Source organism: Phaeobacter sp. (genome assembly GCF_022825805.1).
In the GTDB taxonomy this organism is placed as follows: domain Bacteria; phylum Pseudomonadota; class Alphaproteobacteria; order Rhodobacterales; family Rhodobacteraceae; genus Phaeobacter.
Genome location: NZ_JAJDWC010000081.1, coordinates 1 through 14,400 on the forward strand (window position 1 = coordinate 1; position 14,400 = coordinate 14,400).

Consider the following 14,400-nt stretch of genomic DNA (forward strand, 5'->3'; position numbering starts at 1 on the left):
CCAATTGTAATCTGTCGCCGCAACATCAACGTGATAAAAGCCAGTATCCGCGCCAGCATCAGCCAGAGCCGTACGTCCGACACCCGGACTGACCACGCCCTTTGACGAAATCCCAGCCGTCAGTGTTGCCTCATCAGAGAATGACACCGAGCGAAACCCATTGCGCAGCTCAACGGTTTGACTGGAGCCACCAGTATCGAGACTGGTGATGGTCCATTCGCCAGTTTGCTCGTCATATGAAATGGTCTGGGCATCATCGCTCACAAAATCATGCAGCGCATTGCTGTTGAGCTTAATGGTGTCTGTGCCGCCTTTGCCGTCCAGAAAACGGACCGTCGCACCGCCTTGACCGCCGCTGTCTGACTGAGTGACGCTGTCAGAATAGAGTTGCTTGAAGGGTGAATTGATCGTCACCAGTTGTGCCTGTTTTCACAACTGTTGGGAACGCGATATCGATTTTCGCCATTTTTTTCTCCATGAAAGTGACTGCACCAATTCCTATCCAGATCAGCCATTGCGGAAATAGCCTGTCTTTTGGTCATCAAAATACCATTCGATAGGGAGAGCTATAATTCGCCATATCGTCTCAAGACTGACTCAGCTTCTTATACATCGCTATGTCACTCAGAATGGAATTTAAGAAATTGATAAATAATGGAAAAATATTCAGACCAACCAAAATCTTCAGTTGACGCCTGAATGTCTTCATCAGCTCTATATTCACTTAAGCGATCTGGATTCTTTGAACAACTCCATATGATTTTCCTAATGTGGTATCCCCAAGTAACCCACACTGAACGCCATGATTGATTTTTAAGTTTTTCAATCGCCATTTGATTGATCAGCAGTTCTTATATTTTTTTCGATGGCCCGTCGATCTCATATGGGACGCTCGATCTAAACAAAACTGCGACAAGCTAAGAAATTATGGGCTATTTCTACTGTCTGGAAACCCGTTGTCAGCCATAGGGCATGTTACGTGTAGCCGCCACGGAGAATGCAATGCCTACACCAGTTTCCTAGCGTGTCCAAAAGCGACGGGATGCCCTATGCGCCGCTGGCCTACGTCCCGTGCAAATCTGGGTGCCTGACAAACGTCGTCCCAATTTCGCAGCCGCGTGCCGTCGACAAGCCGCTCTTGTAGCCAAGGAAGATCAACAGGACACTGACCTGTCATACTTCATGTACGCCGCACAGGCTGATTTGGATGATTGCCGGCGAAGCGCGGCGATCTGGTGACGGGTGCCCTTCAGGGTGACCACGGCAAGCCTCAACCCGCGCTCGTCGTACAGGCAGATCAGTTTGCCGAGCTGGGATCGGTCGAAATCCTGCCGATCACTTTGACACTAGTCAGCACCACACCCACCCGCGGCGTGCCTGCGATTTCAGGCGCGCTGGATCGCGCAACCTCTTAGCAGCGTCCTGAAGTCACAGGCCACAGGAGAACTCGTAAGTTTTTTTGACACCCACCAGTTGCCCATGATAGCGCGTTCCTATTTGGCCATGGCCATGCTGTTCCACACCGGGCATGGGACCATCTGGATCGTGCTATGGTTGGCCGTCACTGGGCATATCCTGACCGCACTTCACGACCAATCTATTGAAAAAAGACAACGTCCGGCGCCAGATGATTCAGGGCAAAGCATCAGCCGAAACTGTTTCTCCGATCCTACCTCAACCGCCATAAAACGCCTTACGCATGCGGTTTCCACTCTCAAGCATTTCCCAGGCTCCAGAGCGGAATTCACTCTGGCAGCCCTCCACCACCCAGGGCGCGTTGGGCGTGAAGCCCGCTGATCAGACAACCGGCAGAATCGAATAGTCGGGCGCACCGTCCCAGGTCAGATCCCAAGAAGCGCCTGGGCGGACGTTCTGGATCGCCTGCGGATCAAAGCACACCAGGCAATTGCCCGTCGGTGCGCGCACCGACGGGTAAATCAAACCGCGAGATCCCGTGCGCCGCAAATCATCTGCAAGGTGTTGACCCGCCGGATAGCCGACCTTGGGATCAGCGTGGAGCGCAGTATGGCCGGGCTCATCTGTTAGGTCATCAAAAATACCGATAAAATCGGCGTGCAATTCGACGTAACGTGCCACGTCGTTGAAATCGCCGACATACCCAAGCTCGCGGGTACGATGGAACGCAACCTCCGCAACGGACACCATGACATCCCACGTACAATACCAGGCGCCGCGGTCTTCTCCGTTAAATCGGTTCCCCCTTGCCCTGGTGTAGGTAAACGCTGCATTCACATGCGTGTTCCCATAAACGCGCAGGTCTGCCTTGCGGCGGTGCCAGGCAAGCTCTCTTGGATCAAGATGCGGGCTCTTGCCGCTCTCAGCAACCAGGCGCGCGCTTGTCAGGCCTTCGATCTCCGCCAGAATGTCTGCTTCCTCATCAGAATCAACCAACCCCCGCAGCGCAGGCGCCTTGTGATAGGTTGCTGGAAGAAGCCGGATCAGACCACGGTCCGAAATCTCCGTCTGCTTCATGCCCCGCCCCGCAGCGCATCCAGATAGGTTCTGATGTTCAGAATATGCGGCAGCCCGCCCTCTATCGCGGTTTCAACAGGTCGCGCACCACCAAAAAGAGGGCCTGCGTTTGGCCGGGTCATCCAACTCCTGGCAAGCGGTTCCGAGAAATAGAGTTCCAGTGACTTGTAGATACCGATAATCGCCGACAGCCGCAGAAGCTGATCCTTCGTCAACTCTCCAGTAAACCCGGGCTTTTTGGCGCGCTTCCATGTGCTTTCGGACATGTCAGCCAAAGCCGCGGCCTCTTTCAACGTCAGGCGCCATGCGGACGCCGTACGGGCATAAGCTTTCAGCGCAACGGCGTTGATTTCTACGGGTTCACGAGTTTTCGCGGTGATCTGCATCGTCTCACTCCTGCATCTGACGTTAGACCATATAGACCAGATGTAAAGACCAAATGATCCTTTAGACTATGCTGACCAACATAGATCGGGCATGAAACTGCGCCAGATGGCGCCAACGCCTCCATCAAACACAGCGCAGGCCAGCACCGAAAATACCCGTCGCTGAGGGCCATTCGCTACTCCGTTTGCAGAGCGCAAGGCATCAATTCGCTCCGCAGGCGACAACCCAGCGCTTAGTCCGTGCAGATCGCGAAAGGACGGCGCGAACGATTACCCGCTCGATCGCATTATTTCGAAAGGCTTTGGCTGCGTTGACATCCCGTCGCAACGTCAGCCGGAGCTCTACCATTTGCCCATTTGCATCGATTGTACGCCAAAGAAACAGAAAACCGCTGATCCCAATTTCCAAAATGGGCTATCCAGGTTCCTGCCGGTTTTCATAAGAACCTCGGCAAGAATGCCACCTATCACCAAGCACCTAGAGGCATGCAGTGTGCCGTCACGAGGCTGTTCCGCACAGCCGAAACAGGTCTCGCTCACAAGAGCTTTAACCGATCTTTTGACCCTGGCTCCAAACCCCGCGCAACAATGGGGTCGTTCCAGCTTGGTGCACACGCAGGACGTCGCCACGCATTCCTGGGTCCAGCACGCCGCGGTCGTAAAGCCGCGCTGCCTCTGCAGGGTTGCGGGTGACCGTTGCGATAGCACGCGGAAGATCTCCCCAAACACGCGCCAAATGAAAGGCAGACAGCAACAGAGCTGATGGCACATAATCCGACGAGATAATGTCCAAAAGGTCCCGTGTCGCCAAATCTTCAGCCGCGACATTGCCCGAGTGTGACCCACCCCGGATGAGGTTGGGCGCGCCCATCATGACCGCGATGCCAAGGTTGCGGCAGGCTTCGGCTGCTTCAACCGTTGTTGGGAATTCCGCGAAACCAACACCATTGGCGGCTGATGTCGCAACATGCTCCGCGGTGGTGTCGTCATGGCTGGCCAAAACAGCGCCCAGACGGGCGGCTTCGGTCACAGCGCCCGCTTCATGCTTGGCACCAAAACGTTTTTGAAGGCCCAAGAGATTTTGCACATGGTCGGCAAAATCTGCATCGCTCATGCCCCGCTTCTTTGCAACATAGGTCTTGAGCGCCGCCAGATCGCGGAATTGCCGCTGACCAGGCGTGTGATCCATCAAGCTGACGATACCCACGTGATCCTCTGGACCAAAGGCCGCCAATTCTTCGAGCAAGGTTTCCGAACAGATCTCGGCCCGTAGGTGAAGGAAATGGCTGATCTTAAACATGCCGTTTGCTCGCGCGGAAAGTAATTCATCCGCCAGTTTGCGGGCATAATCGATGTAACGTCCCTTGCCCGAATGGATAGAACCCACACGCATGGCGTCAAACACAGTCGTGATACCAGTTGAGGCCAATTCTGCGTCATGGGCCAAGAGCGCCGGCAAATGCGGCCAGTCGACTTCTGGGCGCGGCTCAATATGACGCTCAACATTGTCGGTATGCAATTCGACAAGACCCGGCAGAACCAAGTCGCCACCGCAATCCAGAGCACCTGTTGGCACAGCGTCGCCTTCGGTGATCTCGGAAATGACTCCTGCTTCGATTGTGACCGCGCCAAGTGCTGTGCGGTCTGGAAAAACAAGCTGGGCGTTGGCGAGGCAAAGGTCGCCTGACATCGAAGCGTCAAAGGCGTTTGTCAAAGACGATGCGGGAAAGGAGGAGTTCATATCATACGCTCGTTTTGCAATTTACGATGTTCCGCCGGAAGGCCCCCTGGCCGACTTCGGCGCAAAGTGACTGGGCTAGAAGGGTATAGCGGGCCATGAAGTGCCCCTGTTCGACTTGCCCGGTTTGCGTGACATCACAATGAAACCGCGCAAATACGGAGTTCATGCCACTCTGAAACCGCGAATTAGACCGGGCCCAGGACAGATGCCTCAGGCTTTGGAGCAAGCCGCCGCACGTCTTGCGGATAGGATCCAGCTTCATCTGCCAGGCTTCCCCACACCATTGATGTTCGATCAGATCGCGCTTTGCGGCGAACGACGGAACGGATGGTTTGAACTGATCCATCGCTACACGCCTACAGGCTGAAGCAGTTGCGCAGCGCGCGCTATTGTCTGGCAAAGCGCGCCATCGTTGGACAACGTAATGACGTTCAGGCCATCGGGTAGTGGCTTTTGCGCCTCGGCCAAGCGTCTGGCAATATCGGCCTCGGTCTCGCGGCCGCGCGCGGATAATCGGGCAGCCAAGGTCTCGGGCGTGGCGGTGATGTTCAATACGACGAAACTCGAAAACTCATCCGCGCCAGCCTGAAGTGCCTTACGCGAGAAGTTGGCCAAACAATCCGTACCTTTGTTCAGTTGGTATTTCACCGACCTCGGGATCCCATAGTGCAGCCCATGCGCGCCCCAATGAACTGCAAACGCACCGTCGTCTGCCAGCTGTTCGAACTGCGTTTCCGATACCGCATCATAGTCCTCACCGCCCAGATCCGGAGCGCGCGTGATAACTCGCCGGACAAGATGCAATCCCGGCACGGCCGCGGCCACGCCTTGCATCACACTGTCCTTTCCCACACCAGATGGACCAACCACTGCGATGAGGCGACCGCTGGTCATGCCGCAGTTTCCTTTTGATATCCGATGGATCCGCTGCATGAGGACAGCCCAGGCGTAAAGACGCTGACATCAATTTCGCGGTCACAGACACGCTCCCGCGCTGCCTCGTCGTGGAAAATACCAATGATCGCGGCACCCCCCGCTTTGGCCTCTTCTATCAGGGACAATACCACTTCACGGTTCGTTGCATCCAAGCTCGCCGTGGGTTCATCCAGCAGCATTGCCGGGTAGGCATGGACGAAGCCGCGCGCAATGTTGACCCGCTGCTGCTCACCCCCAGAAAACGTCGTGGGCGACAGTGTCCAAAGTCGTTCAGGGATATTGAGTCGTGTCAGCAGTTCTTGCGCTCTTGCACGCGCCTCCTCGGCAGATACGCCCAGAGCCCGTAACGGGTCTGCGACAACATCCAGCGTCGGCACGCGCGGCACCACGCGGAGGAACTGACTGACATAGCCCAATACCTCGCGGCGCATGGCAATCACTGTTCGAGGCTCGGCTTTCACGATGTCCACATCCCCGATGCGGATCGATCCCGATTGTGTCAGGTAATTGCCGTAGATCATGCGCATCAGCGTGGATTTTCCTGCGCCAGAGGCCCCGGTCAGCGCCACGCATTCGCCGGGTGCCACATGAAAGGACACATCGTTGATCACTTCAATGACCGCGCTGCCCTGATTGTGCAGCGTGAAGGTTTTCGAGACGTCTTTTAGCTCAATCATCGTTCATACCTGCAAAACCGAAGAGACAAGAAGCTGGGAATAGGCATGCTGCGGATCGTCAAGCACCTGATCGGTCAGACCCGCCTCAACCACTCTACCCGATTTCATGACCATCAAACGGTCGGCGAGCAGGCGCACAACAGCGAGGTCGTGGGTAACGATGATCGCGGACAGCCCCATGTCGCGCACCAACCCGCGCAGCAGGTCAAGCAGACGCGCCTGCACCGATACGTCCAACCCGCCTGTCGGCTCATCCATGAAAACAAGGCGCGGCCCGGTCACCAGATTGCGGGCGATTTGCAGGCGTTGCTGCATTCCGCCGGAAAAAGTGGTCGGGCGGTCATCGACGCGGGCGGCATCAATCTCGACCCGTTCCAGCCAATCTGTGGCCTTATCGCGAATATCGCCATAGTGCCGTTCGCCAACAGCCATCAGGCGCTCGCCGACATTGCCACCGGCTGACACGCCCATACGCAGACCGTCGCGGGCATGTTGGTGAACAAAAGCCCAATCCGTGCGCCCGAGCATCCGTCTCTCGGACTCTGACATGGTCGTGGTGTCTTTGGGCCCATCTACGCGGGTGTCAAACACCACCTCGCCAGTATCCGGAGTGAGATGGCCAACCAAGCAATTGAGCAGCGTGGACTTGCCTGAACCAGATTCCCCAACAATGCCCATGACTTCGCCGGGATAGAGGTCAAAGGATACGCCAGCACAGCCGATATGAGAGCCATAGCGTTTTGAAATGTCTTTGACCGACAACAGCGGCCTGAGATCTGTGCTCATGTTTGGATCTCCAGTGTAGGCTGCGCTGCCATCATTGCCGCAGCCGGGTTGTCAGCCGACATGTCCCCAACAAACCCTGCGGCGCGACGGCCCTCACAATAGTCTGTGTCGGAACAGACAAACATTCGTCCGCCTTGATCGTCAGTGATCACCTCGTCGAGATAACTGTCCGTTGCACCACACAAGCCGCATGAGTGATCGGCTTTGCTGGCCTCAAACGGGTGATCTTCAAAATCGAGGCTGACAACCTGGGTATATGGCGGCAGGGCATAAATCCGTTGCTCCCGCCCTGCCCCAAACAGTTGGACCGCGTGCATATCACCCAATTTTGGATTGTCGAATTTGGGGATTGGGGAGGGATCCATAACGTAGCGACCCTCCACTTTCACCGGATAGGCATAAGAGGTCGCAATATGACCATGCCGCGCGATATCCTCGTAGAGTTTGACATGCATAAGCCCGTATTCCTCAAGGCTGTGCATCTTTCGGGTCTCACTCTCGCGAGGTTCCAAAAAGCGCAGCGGTTCGGGAATCGGCACCTGATAGACAAGGATTTGATTCTCCGTCAGCGGTTCTTCGGGAATGCGGTGGCGGGTTTGGATGACACTCGCTTCACAGGTCGCAGTCGTGGTGCGCACCCCGGCGGTACGTTCAAAAAACGAGCGGATCGAAACCGCGTTTGTTGTGTCATCCGCGCCCTGATCAATCACCTTGAAGGTATCTTCGGGTGTTAGCACCGCGGCAGAAACCTGAACCCCACCTGTGCCCCAGCCATAAGGCATAGGCATCTCGCGGCTGGCAAAGGGCACCTGATAGCCCGGTATCGCCAACCCCTTAAGGATCGCTCGGCGGATCATGCGCTTCGTTTGTTCGTCGAGATACGCGAAGTTATAAGCTTGGTCGGTCATAAAACCCCCTTTGCTTCTAGTGAAGCTCTGAGCGCGTCAGGATCTGTGAAGTGGATTATGTGCATTCCAGCCGCTTTCGCGCCGAGACAATTGTGCAGCCCATCGTCGATGAAGATGCAGTTCTCTGCAGCGACACCAGCGCGATCACAAAGAAGTTCGAAGATTGCCACGCCGGGTTTGATCATACCGACTTGCCCAGACACGATTGTGGTGTCGAAAACCTGGCCCAATTCGGGGTGGACGTTCAGGCCGATTGGCCAAGTTTCGGCAGACCAGTTGGTGATCGCATGCAGCGTGATGCCGCGTGCTTTCAGCGCGTAAAGACACTCCCAGGTGCCCGCAATTTTTCGCGGCACCGTTAGGTGATAGCGACTGACATAGTGTGCGAACCGCGCAGCATCTTCGGGATTTGCGATCTCTTCGCTTGCTTGGGCAAAACTAGCCCCGGCGTCGCAGGCAAGATTGATCTTATCAAAGCCGATGCGATCAATGAAATCGCGCGCCCCATCCAACCCAAGTTCATCCGCCCAGGCAAGTTCAGGCTGCCAGTCCACCAGCACGGCACCGATATCGAATACGACGTGTTTCATTCTGCAGCCTCCTGAACGCGATCGGCGCCCGCTTCGCGTCGTAGCTTTCGCACCAGTTCAAGTTCGGACTGGAAGTCGACGTAATGGGGCAGCTTGATATGCTCGAGGAAGCCCGTCGCCTGGATATTGTCAGCGTGATAAAGCACAAACTCGGCATCCTGTGCCGGAGCACCCACATTGTCCTCACCCAGTTCTTCCCAACGCAAGGCGCGGTCCACCAGCGCCATGGAGATCGATTTGCGCTCAGACTGGCCAAAGACCAGCCCGTAACCGCGGGTGAACTGCGGCGGCTCTGTCTTGGAGCCTGTGAACTGGTTCACCGTCTCACACTCTGTCAGGGTGATTTCACCAATCTCAACGGCGAAACCCACTTCGGGTATGTCCATCTCAACCGTAACAGCGCCAATGCGCAGCTCACCGACAAAGGCGTGGTTGCGGCCATAGCCGCGCTGTGTCGAATAGGCCAAACCAAGCGTAAATCCCTCGTCCGCACGGGCCAACGCCTGCAGACGGAGCGCGCGGTCAGCTGGCATTTCCAGAGGCTCGCGCGTCAGATCGGGAGGCATTGTGTCCTCATGCGGGGCCTCTTCGATCAGGCCCTCCTGGTTCAGAAATTCCGTAACATGGGGCACCTCGCCAGGACTGGCCGCGCGGCTGGGTGCCTCGGGCACATCTCCATCCGCAGCCAGTTTGAAATCAAGCAAACGATGCGTGTAGTCAAAGGTTGGCCCCAGCACTTGCCCACCAGGGAGATCCTTAAACGTGGCCGAGATGCGCCGGTCGCACGCCATGGCACCGGTATCCACAGGCTTCGAGGCACCAAATCGCGGCAACGTGGTGCGATACGCGCGGATCAGAAAGATGGCTTCAATCAGATCTCCACGCGATTGCTTGATCGCCAACGCCGCCAGATCAGGATCATAAAGCGACCCTTCGGTCATTACGCGATCCACCGCCAGCTTCAGCTGTTCGCGGATTTGGAAAATGGACAGCTCGGCAACGCTTGGATCACCCCTGCGCTCTTCAGCCAACCAGGCATGAGCGCTTTCAATGGCGCGCTCGCCCCCTTTCACAGCCACATACATCAGGACACCTTTGTGCTGCGCGGCAAAGCGGCCAGGTGGCCACCGCAGGTGAAAATGAAATCCAGCCCGAGCGGAAAGAGAGCGCTGTTGTCCTGAAAAGACTGCACATCCGGCAAGGACAAAGCGGCTTCAGACTGAATGCCAGGACCGGTCAAACGCGCGCCTGATGCACTCAGCTCGGTGCATTCAACCAACAAGGTTGCCGACCGATCCGGATATTCCGACGTTCCGATTGCATAAGCCGAAAGCGGCATCAGCGACGACCAACCACCAACCGCAAAGGTGGCATGGGACGGGCCCGTCAGCGGCGCGCCAGTGTGAAAGGCCAGCCAGGCGCGAACATCATCCGTATCGGTGTCACCAGCAAGGTAGACAGGGGTGTCGGTATCACACAGTGTCAACAACACACTGCCCGCGGCAATCGACAACGGCGCAGGTGGCTGGGCGCCAGAAATCCTGCTGATCCGACCAGGACGGGCCATCGCATCCATCACCGCGCGAAAAGCGTGGGCAGATTGTACGGGCGGCCTATCAAACCCGCCTGAAAGCGTCTGAGCCTGCATCAATCCTCTCCTCGGGCCATCGTGAAAAACTCAACCTTTGTCGCCGCCGCTTTTTCAGCGCGCGCCAGTTTGACAGCACTCTGTTCAGCCTGGAGCGGCTCAAGCACAGCGGACCAAATGGCATCCGCAGCGTCGCTCTGCATAAGCGCATCGACCAGAGCTGCGGCCTCGGCATCTGACTTGCGGCGACCCTGGATGTAGGCGTGCCCCACTTCACCACTGGCGAGTGTCAGAGCACAGCGCGTCACAGTCATCTCGCCGATATTGAAGGGCGTGCCAGTACCGCCCGCGCGACCCCGAACCATGGTGCTGCCAATTTCAGGGGCCCGAAGCCACGTGAAATCCGGCCTTGCAATTGCAGCATCAAGCAGGCTGGAGATGCGACCTTCAGGCGCCTTGGCCAACAGGCTCATCCAGGCCTTCCGCTCGTGTTTTTCGTCAAAAGTGTCTTTCATCCCGACAACTTTTCCATATACTATACAACTATACATATCTTAGCAGAATTCCCCTGTAGCGACAGAAGAGATTTGTGAAACTTGCGTGACACCTTAGGCAAAACCCCCATTTGGCAAGCCATCGCAAATGCGCTGCGGGACGACCTCGCGGATGGTCGATATGTCCCCGGCGACAAGCTTCCGACCGAGGCTGAAATGGCTGAAAGGTTCGGGGTTAACCGGCACACGGTGCGCCACGGCATCGCGGCATTGGTCGAAGAAGGCTTGATCCGAACCCGCCGCGGATCTGGCGCGTTTGTCGCTGCAACGCCAACGGATTATGCCATTGGCAAACGGGTGCGATTCCATGAAAATCTAATCGCTGCCGGGCGCCGCCCAGCAAAGAAAGTCCTGCAAATCGACAGCCGCATTGCCACAACTGGCGAAGCGCAGGCCCTGCGGATTGCACAAGGCGCGCCTGTCTGTGCCTATCACGGTCTGTCCCTGGCGGATGGCCAGCCGGTGGCCGTTGTCGAAAGCGTATTTCCCGCAGAACACCTGCATGGAATTGACGATGCTTTGCGTTTGCACACGAGCATTACCGAAGCTCTGAAAACGGTTGGGATTTCTGATTACACCCGTGCGTCGACCCGGCTCACGGCGGTGCGCGCCTCTGCGACGCAAGCCCTGCATCTGCATGTGGCTGAGGGTGACCCGTTGCTGAAGTCCACAAGCGTGAATGTCGATGAAACGGGCCTGCCAATCGAATACGGCCGCACATGGTTTGCTGGAGATCGCGTTACGCTAACGCTGGAAACCTAGTGCAACATTCGCCACGTGACGCATTGTAACATCATGCAATCTCGCCCGTGGCCTTAGCGTCGGTGGTGGCCTCGTCGGAACTTCGAGTGCCTTCATATTTTTCCAAAAAAGCCTCTGCATTGAGGGCCCTGAAATCCTGAAGTGCGGTATGAAGGGCCTCATGCGGCCAATCCCACCAGGACAAGGCGATCAGCCGTTCTGCAATCTCGACCGGTTGGCGCTGGCGCAAGGGTTTGGCCGGTGTACCCGCCACGATGGTGTAGGGATCAACGTCCTTTGTCACGACTGCGCCCGCGGCAACAACCGCCCCGTGCCCCAGGGTGACCTCTGGCTTGATCATCGCACCCGCGCCAATCCAGGTGTCATGACCAATGCGCGCCGTCCGGGAGCGGCGGTGCTCAAAAAACGCTTCATCTCGTTCCGCATCGTCCCAGTAGTCATCCGATCTGTAGAGAAAATGATGGCAAGACGCGGTGTGCAGTGGATGGTCCGTCGCACCAATCCGGGAGAACGCTGCGATATTGGCGAACTTACCGATCTGGGCATTCGCGATGTCGGCATAACGGTCGCAATAGGAATAGTCCCCAAACCGAGAATTGTTCACCCGGCTGCCCTTGCCAATCTCGACATATGCCCCAAAGGTGCTGTCCGTGATGTCGCAGTCCGGGTGAATGAAGGGCTCTGTTGCGCTAAGCCGTGGCATCAGTCTTTGCGCCCTATCAATTTGCTCCGCAACCAACCCGAGAGCCAATCCATAAACATCACCATGACGACGATCAGGCTGATGTAATAGGCGACTTCCTCCCAGTCCTTTTGGGTCTGGATCGCCTGGGTCAGCATCAGGCCGATACCGCCCCCGGTGATCGCACCAATGATTGTGGCCGAGCGCGTGTTGGATTCCAGGAAATAGAGGATCTGCGCCAACAGAACGGGCACGACCTGTGGGATCACACCAAAACGGTAGCGTTGCAGGGGTTTGGCACCCGTGGACGACACACCTTCGATCTGTTTCTGGTCGACGTTTTCCAACGCTTCGGAGAAGATCTTTCCAAAGGTGCCCGTATCAGTGATCAGGATGGCCAATGCGCCGGTCAGCGGCCCCGGTCCAAAGGCACGTGCCAGAACCACCGTCCAGATCAACGCATCAACCCCGCGCACAAAGTCAAAAATCCGCCGCGTGCCCGCGCGCACCAGCATCACGGGCGAAAAGCGTTTGGCCGCCAGAAAGGCCAGTGGCAACGCCAGGATCGCCGCGCCCATCGTTCCAAGGAACGCCATCAAAATGGTTTCACCGATGGCCCAGGCCACATCCTTGTGCCGCCACATTTTGTTGTTCCACCAGTCGGATACCGCACCACCAATATTGCTGCGATCCGGGTCAAGACGCGGGCCAAGCAAGATCTTGCCAAGGCTCTGCCCATGGTAAGGGCTGTCGAGTGTGAACCAAAACAGCTCCCAGCCAGGGAAATAGTTGAACACCTCAGAGCGCGCACCGGTCAGGGTGACCCGACCCTCTGGCGTTGTAATCGCGATCCGCCGGTTGGAGGCGGAAATCCAATCAGGCAAATCTGCGGGCAAGTTGCTTGTCAGCGTGCGCCCCACCGCCTGAACCTCGATCAATGGGAAACCAGGCACCTCAACCTCTGTCCGGTTATCGGGCAGATACCGGACAATATGATCACCGCCCAAATCGATGGTGACCACACTATCGCCACTGACCCAATCAGGGCGCTGGCCGTCCGGGTAGAGCCCTTTGCGCTCCCCCTCGACGGCATAGCTGATCTCGCCCGAACGGTTGTCACGCGTAACGTGAACTTTGTGCGACCAGCTGTCAGATGCCAGCGTCACTGCGTTGTCGAGATTGGCGCGCCCCGCAAGACCAGGGACATCGAATGCAAAAAAGATATAAACGAGATAAGCGAAAATAAGTGCCGGAATGCTAAAGCCGATCAGACGCTTGCGCTGAAACAGTTTGTCGGCGTCCTGTTTGGTCAGGTTCAGATCGATTGCAGTCATTGGCCCTGCCCCTCTGTAAGGCGGTTGCGGTAGCGGCTGGAAACCTGATCAAAGAAGACGATTGTGCCGAAAAGCAGAATGAAGATCGCTGCGGCCTCATCGAACCGGCCAGGCCCCCAGGCCATGGCGTTGCGCAGCTCGTATCCGATGCCACCGGCGCCAACAAAACCCAGGATGGCTGATGCGCGGATATTGATCTCAAACCGCAGCAGCGAATAGCTGATATAGTTCGGAGCGACCTGCGGCAACACGCCCAACAGCATGCGCTGTGACCAGGTCGCCCCGGTTGAAGCAAGCCCCTCAACCGGTTTTAAATCAGCGTTTTCGGCCACCTCCGAGAACATTTTGCCAAGGGCACCGGCCGTGTGAATGGCAATGGCGATCATGGCGGGCACTGGCCCACCTCCAAGGACAAAGATAAGCACCAACGCAATAACGATTTCAGGCACCGCGCGCATGATGTCAGAGATCCGACGAAAGAGCGGGATCAGACGGGGCCATCTGGCCAACCCGCGCGTTCCCAGCAAGGACAAGAAAATGCCACCCGCAACACCAATCAAAGTCGAGACAGCGGCAATATTGATGGTCTCAACAAGAGCCGGGACATACTTGGCGATCAGACCTGGCAGGTCGGCGCGTTTCTCCCAGGCTTCGGACAGAACATCGGCCGGGTAGTCGCCAATCTGGTGCAACCCCTCCCAGAAACCGCCCGCGTTGCGGTCATCTGCGATGTTGAAGCCCGACACCATCAGGATGACGAAAATGAGCAGCGTCAGCCCGCCATAAAACCTGCGGCGTTGAACCTGCGCCAGATAGCTCGATTGGATGCCGGCCACGCTTTGCGGCGCGCCGCTTGCGGATATTTCTGCCATGCTGCCCTCTTGTCAGAAAAGGATGCCCCAATCGGGGCACCCTGGATGTTGCAGGTGTGGCTGCGTGAATATCTATGAAAGCCGCGCAGCC

General features: G+C 56.9%; 18 protein-coding genes. 3 read left to right on the plus strand and 15 right to left on the minus strand.

Going from position 1 to position 14,400, the window contains the following annotated elements; all coding sequences use genetic code 11:
- On the minus strand, positions 1-414 hold a 414-nt coding region (locus tag Q0C28_RS08710; RefSeq protein ID WP_293574868.1), incomplete at its 3' end, for a hypothetical protein.
- A gap of 669 nt (positions 415-1,083) precedes the next feature.
- On the opposite strand from Q0C28_RS08710, the gene Q0C28_RS08715 reads away from it, so the two are divergent.
- Together Q0C28_RS08715 and Q0C28_RS08720 are read left to right on the plus strand one after the other, a co-directional pair.
- Entirely contained in the window at positions 1,084-1,239 is a 156-nt protein-coding gene (locus Q0C28_RS08715) for an antitoxin MazE-like protein (protein WP_293574870.1), read from the plus strand.
- Complete coding sequence (locus Q0C28_RS08720) at positions 1,212-1,415, plus strand: type II toxin-antitoxin system PemK/MazF family toxin (RefSeq protein ID WP_293574986.1); 204 nt, start codon at positions 1,212-1,214, stop codon at positions 1,413-1,415. Before Q0C28_RS08715 ends, Q0C28_RS08720 begins: the two co-directional genes overlap by 28 nt.
- Positions 1,416-1,797: 382 nt before the next feature.
- Here Q0C28_RS08720 and Q0C28_RS08725 read toward each other — a convergent pair whose 3' ends face one another.
- The 11 genes from Q0C28_RS08725 to phnG all read right to left on the minus strand — a co-directional run bounded on the left by Q0C28_RS08725 (position 1,798) and on the right by phnG (position 10,620).
- Entirely contained in the window at positions 1,798-2,493 is a 696-nt protein-coding gene (locus Q0C28_RS08725) for an RES family NAD+ phosphorylase (RefSeq protein ID WP_293574872.1), read from the minus strand.
- Complete coding sequence (locus tag Q0C28_RS08730; RefSeq protein WP_293574874.1) at positions 2,490-2,879, minus strand: MbcA/ParS/Xre antitoxin family protein; 390 nt, start codon at positions 2,877-2,879, stop codon at positions 2,490-2,492. The genes Q0C28_RS08725 and Q0C28_RS08730 overlap by 4 nt, the downstream gene beginning before the upstream one ends.
- Positions 2,880-3,426: 547 nt before the next feature.
- Positions 3,427-4,620 (minus strand): alpha-D-ribose 1-methylphosphonate 5-triphosphate diphosphatase, encoded by a 1,194-nt coding sequence (locus Q0C28_RS08735; protein ID WP_293574876.1) that lies wholly within the window; start codon positions 4,618-4,620, stop codon positions 3,427-3,429.
- Between the two features lie 348 nt (positions 4,621-4,968).
- A complete protein-coding gene (gene phnN, locus Q0C28_RS08740) occupies positions 4,969-5,514 on the minus strand; it encodes a phosphonate metabolism protein/1,5-bisphosphokinase (PRPP-forming) PhnN (RefSeq protein ID WP_293574878.1) in 546 nt (181 codons plus the stop codon).
- The gene (gene phnL / locus Q0C28_RS08745; RefSeq protein WP_293574880.1) at positions 5,511-6,233 is read right to left on the minus strand and encodes a phosphonate C-P lyase system protein PhnL; all 723 of its coding nucleotides are present in this window, start codon (positions 6,231-6,233) and stop codon (positions 5,511-5,513) included. Before phnL ends, phnN begins: the two co-directional genes overlap by 4 nt.
- A gap of 3 nt (positions 6,234-6,236) precedes the next feature.
- Positions 6,237-7,019, minus strand: coding sequence for a phosphonate C-P lyase system protein PhnK (gene phnK, locus Q0C28_RS08750; RefSeq protein WP_293574882.1), 783 nt, complete (start codon positions 7,017-7,019; stop codon positions 6,237-6,239).
- Complete coding sequence (locus Q0C28_RS08755; protein ID WP_293574884.1) at positions 7,016-7,927, minus strand: alpha-D-ribose 1-methylphosphonate 5-phosphate C-P-lyase PhnJ; 912 nt, start codon at positions 7,925-7,927, stop codon at positions 7,016-7,018. Before Q0C28_RS08755 ends, phnK begins: the two co-directional genes overlap by 4 nt.
- Positions 7,924-8,517, minus strand: coding sequence for an HAD family phosphatase (locus Q0C28_RS08760; protein WP_293574886.1), 594 nt, complete (start codon positions 8,515-8,517; stop codon positions 7,924-7,926). The genes Q0C28_RS08755 and Q0C28_RS08760 overlap by 4 nt, the downstream gene beginning before the upstream one ends.
- Entirely contained in the window at positions 8,514-9,602 is a 1,089-nt protein-coding gene (locus tag Q0C28_RS08765; RefSeq protein WP_293574888.1) for a carbon-phosphorus lyase complex subunit PhnI, read from the minus strand. Before Q0C28_RS08765 ends, Q0C28_RS08760 begins: the two co-directional genes overlap by 4 nt.
- Positions 9,602-10,165 carry a phosphonate C-P lyase system protein PhnH gene (gene phnH, locus Q0C28_RS08770; RefSeq protein WP_293574890.1) on the minus strand — a complete coding sequence of 188 codons (564 nt, stop codon included), beginning with the start codon at positions 10,163-10,165 and terminating at the stop codon, positions 9,602-9,604. The genes Q0C28_RS08765 and phnH overlap by 1 nt, the downstream gene beginning before the upstream one ends.
- Positions 10,165-10,620 (minus strand): phosphonate C-P lyase system protein PhnG, encoded by a 456-nt coding sequence (gene phnG, locus Q0C28_RS08775; RefSeq protein WP_293574892.1) that lies wholly within the window; start codon positions 10,618-10,620, stop codon positions 10,165-10,167. The genes phnH and phnG overlap by 1 nt, the downstream gene beginning before the upstream one ends.
- A gap of 81 nt (positions 10,621-10,701) precedes the next feature.
- Between phnG and phnF the strand changes: the two genes are divergently transcribed.
- Complete coding sequence (gene phnF, locus Q0C28_RS08780) at positions 10,702-11,421, plus strand: phosphonate metabolism transcriptional regulator PhnF (protein WP_293574894.1); 720 nt, start codon at positions 10,702-10,704, stop codon at positions 11,419-11,421.
- Positions 11,422-11,452: 31 nt separating this feature from the next.
- On the opposite strand, the gene Q0C28_RS08785 is transcribed toward phnF, so the two are convergent.
- The 3 genes from Q0C28_RS08785 to phnE (Q0C28_RS08795) are packed head-to-tail and all read right to left on the minus strand — an operon-like array spanning position 11,453 to position 14,309.
- The gene (locus Q0C28_RS08785) at positions 11,453-12,124 is read right to left on the minus strand and encodes a DapH/DapD/GlmU-related protein (protein WP_293574895.1); all 672 of its coding nucleotides are present in this window, start codon (positions 12,122-12,124) and stop codon (positions 11,453-11,455) included.
- Positions 12,124-13,437 carry a phosphonate ABC transporter, permease protein PhnE gene (gene phnE, locus Q0C28_RS08790; RefSeq protein ID WP_293574897.1) on the minus strand — a complete coding sequence of 438 codons (1,314 nt, stop codon included), beginning with the start codon at positions 13,435-13,437 and terminating at the stop codon, positions 12,124-12,126. Before phnE (Q0C28_RS08790) ends, Q0C28_RS08785 begins: the two co-directional genes overlap by 1 nt.
- Positions 13,434-14,309, minus strand: a complete 876-nt coding sequence (gene phnE, locus Q0C28_RS08795; RefSeq protein ID WP_293574899.1) for a phosphonate ABC transporter, permease protein PhnE — start codon at positions 14,307-14,309, stop codon at positions 13,434-13,436. Before phnE (Q0C28_RS08795) ends, phnE (Q0C28_RS08790) begins: the two co-directional genes overlap by 4 nt.
- Positions 14,310-14,400: the final 91 nt, after the last annotated feature.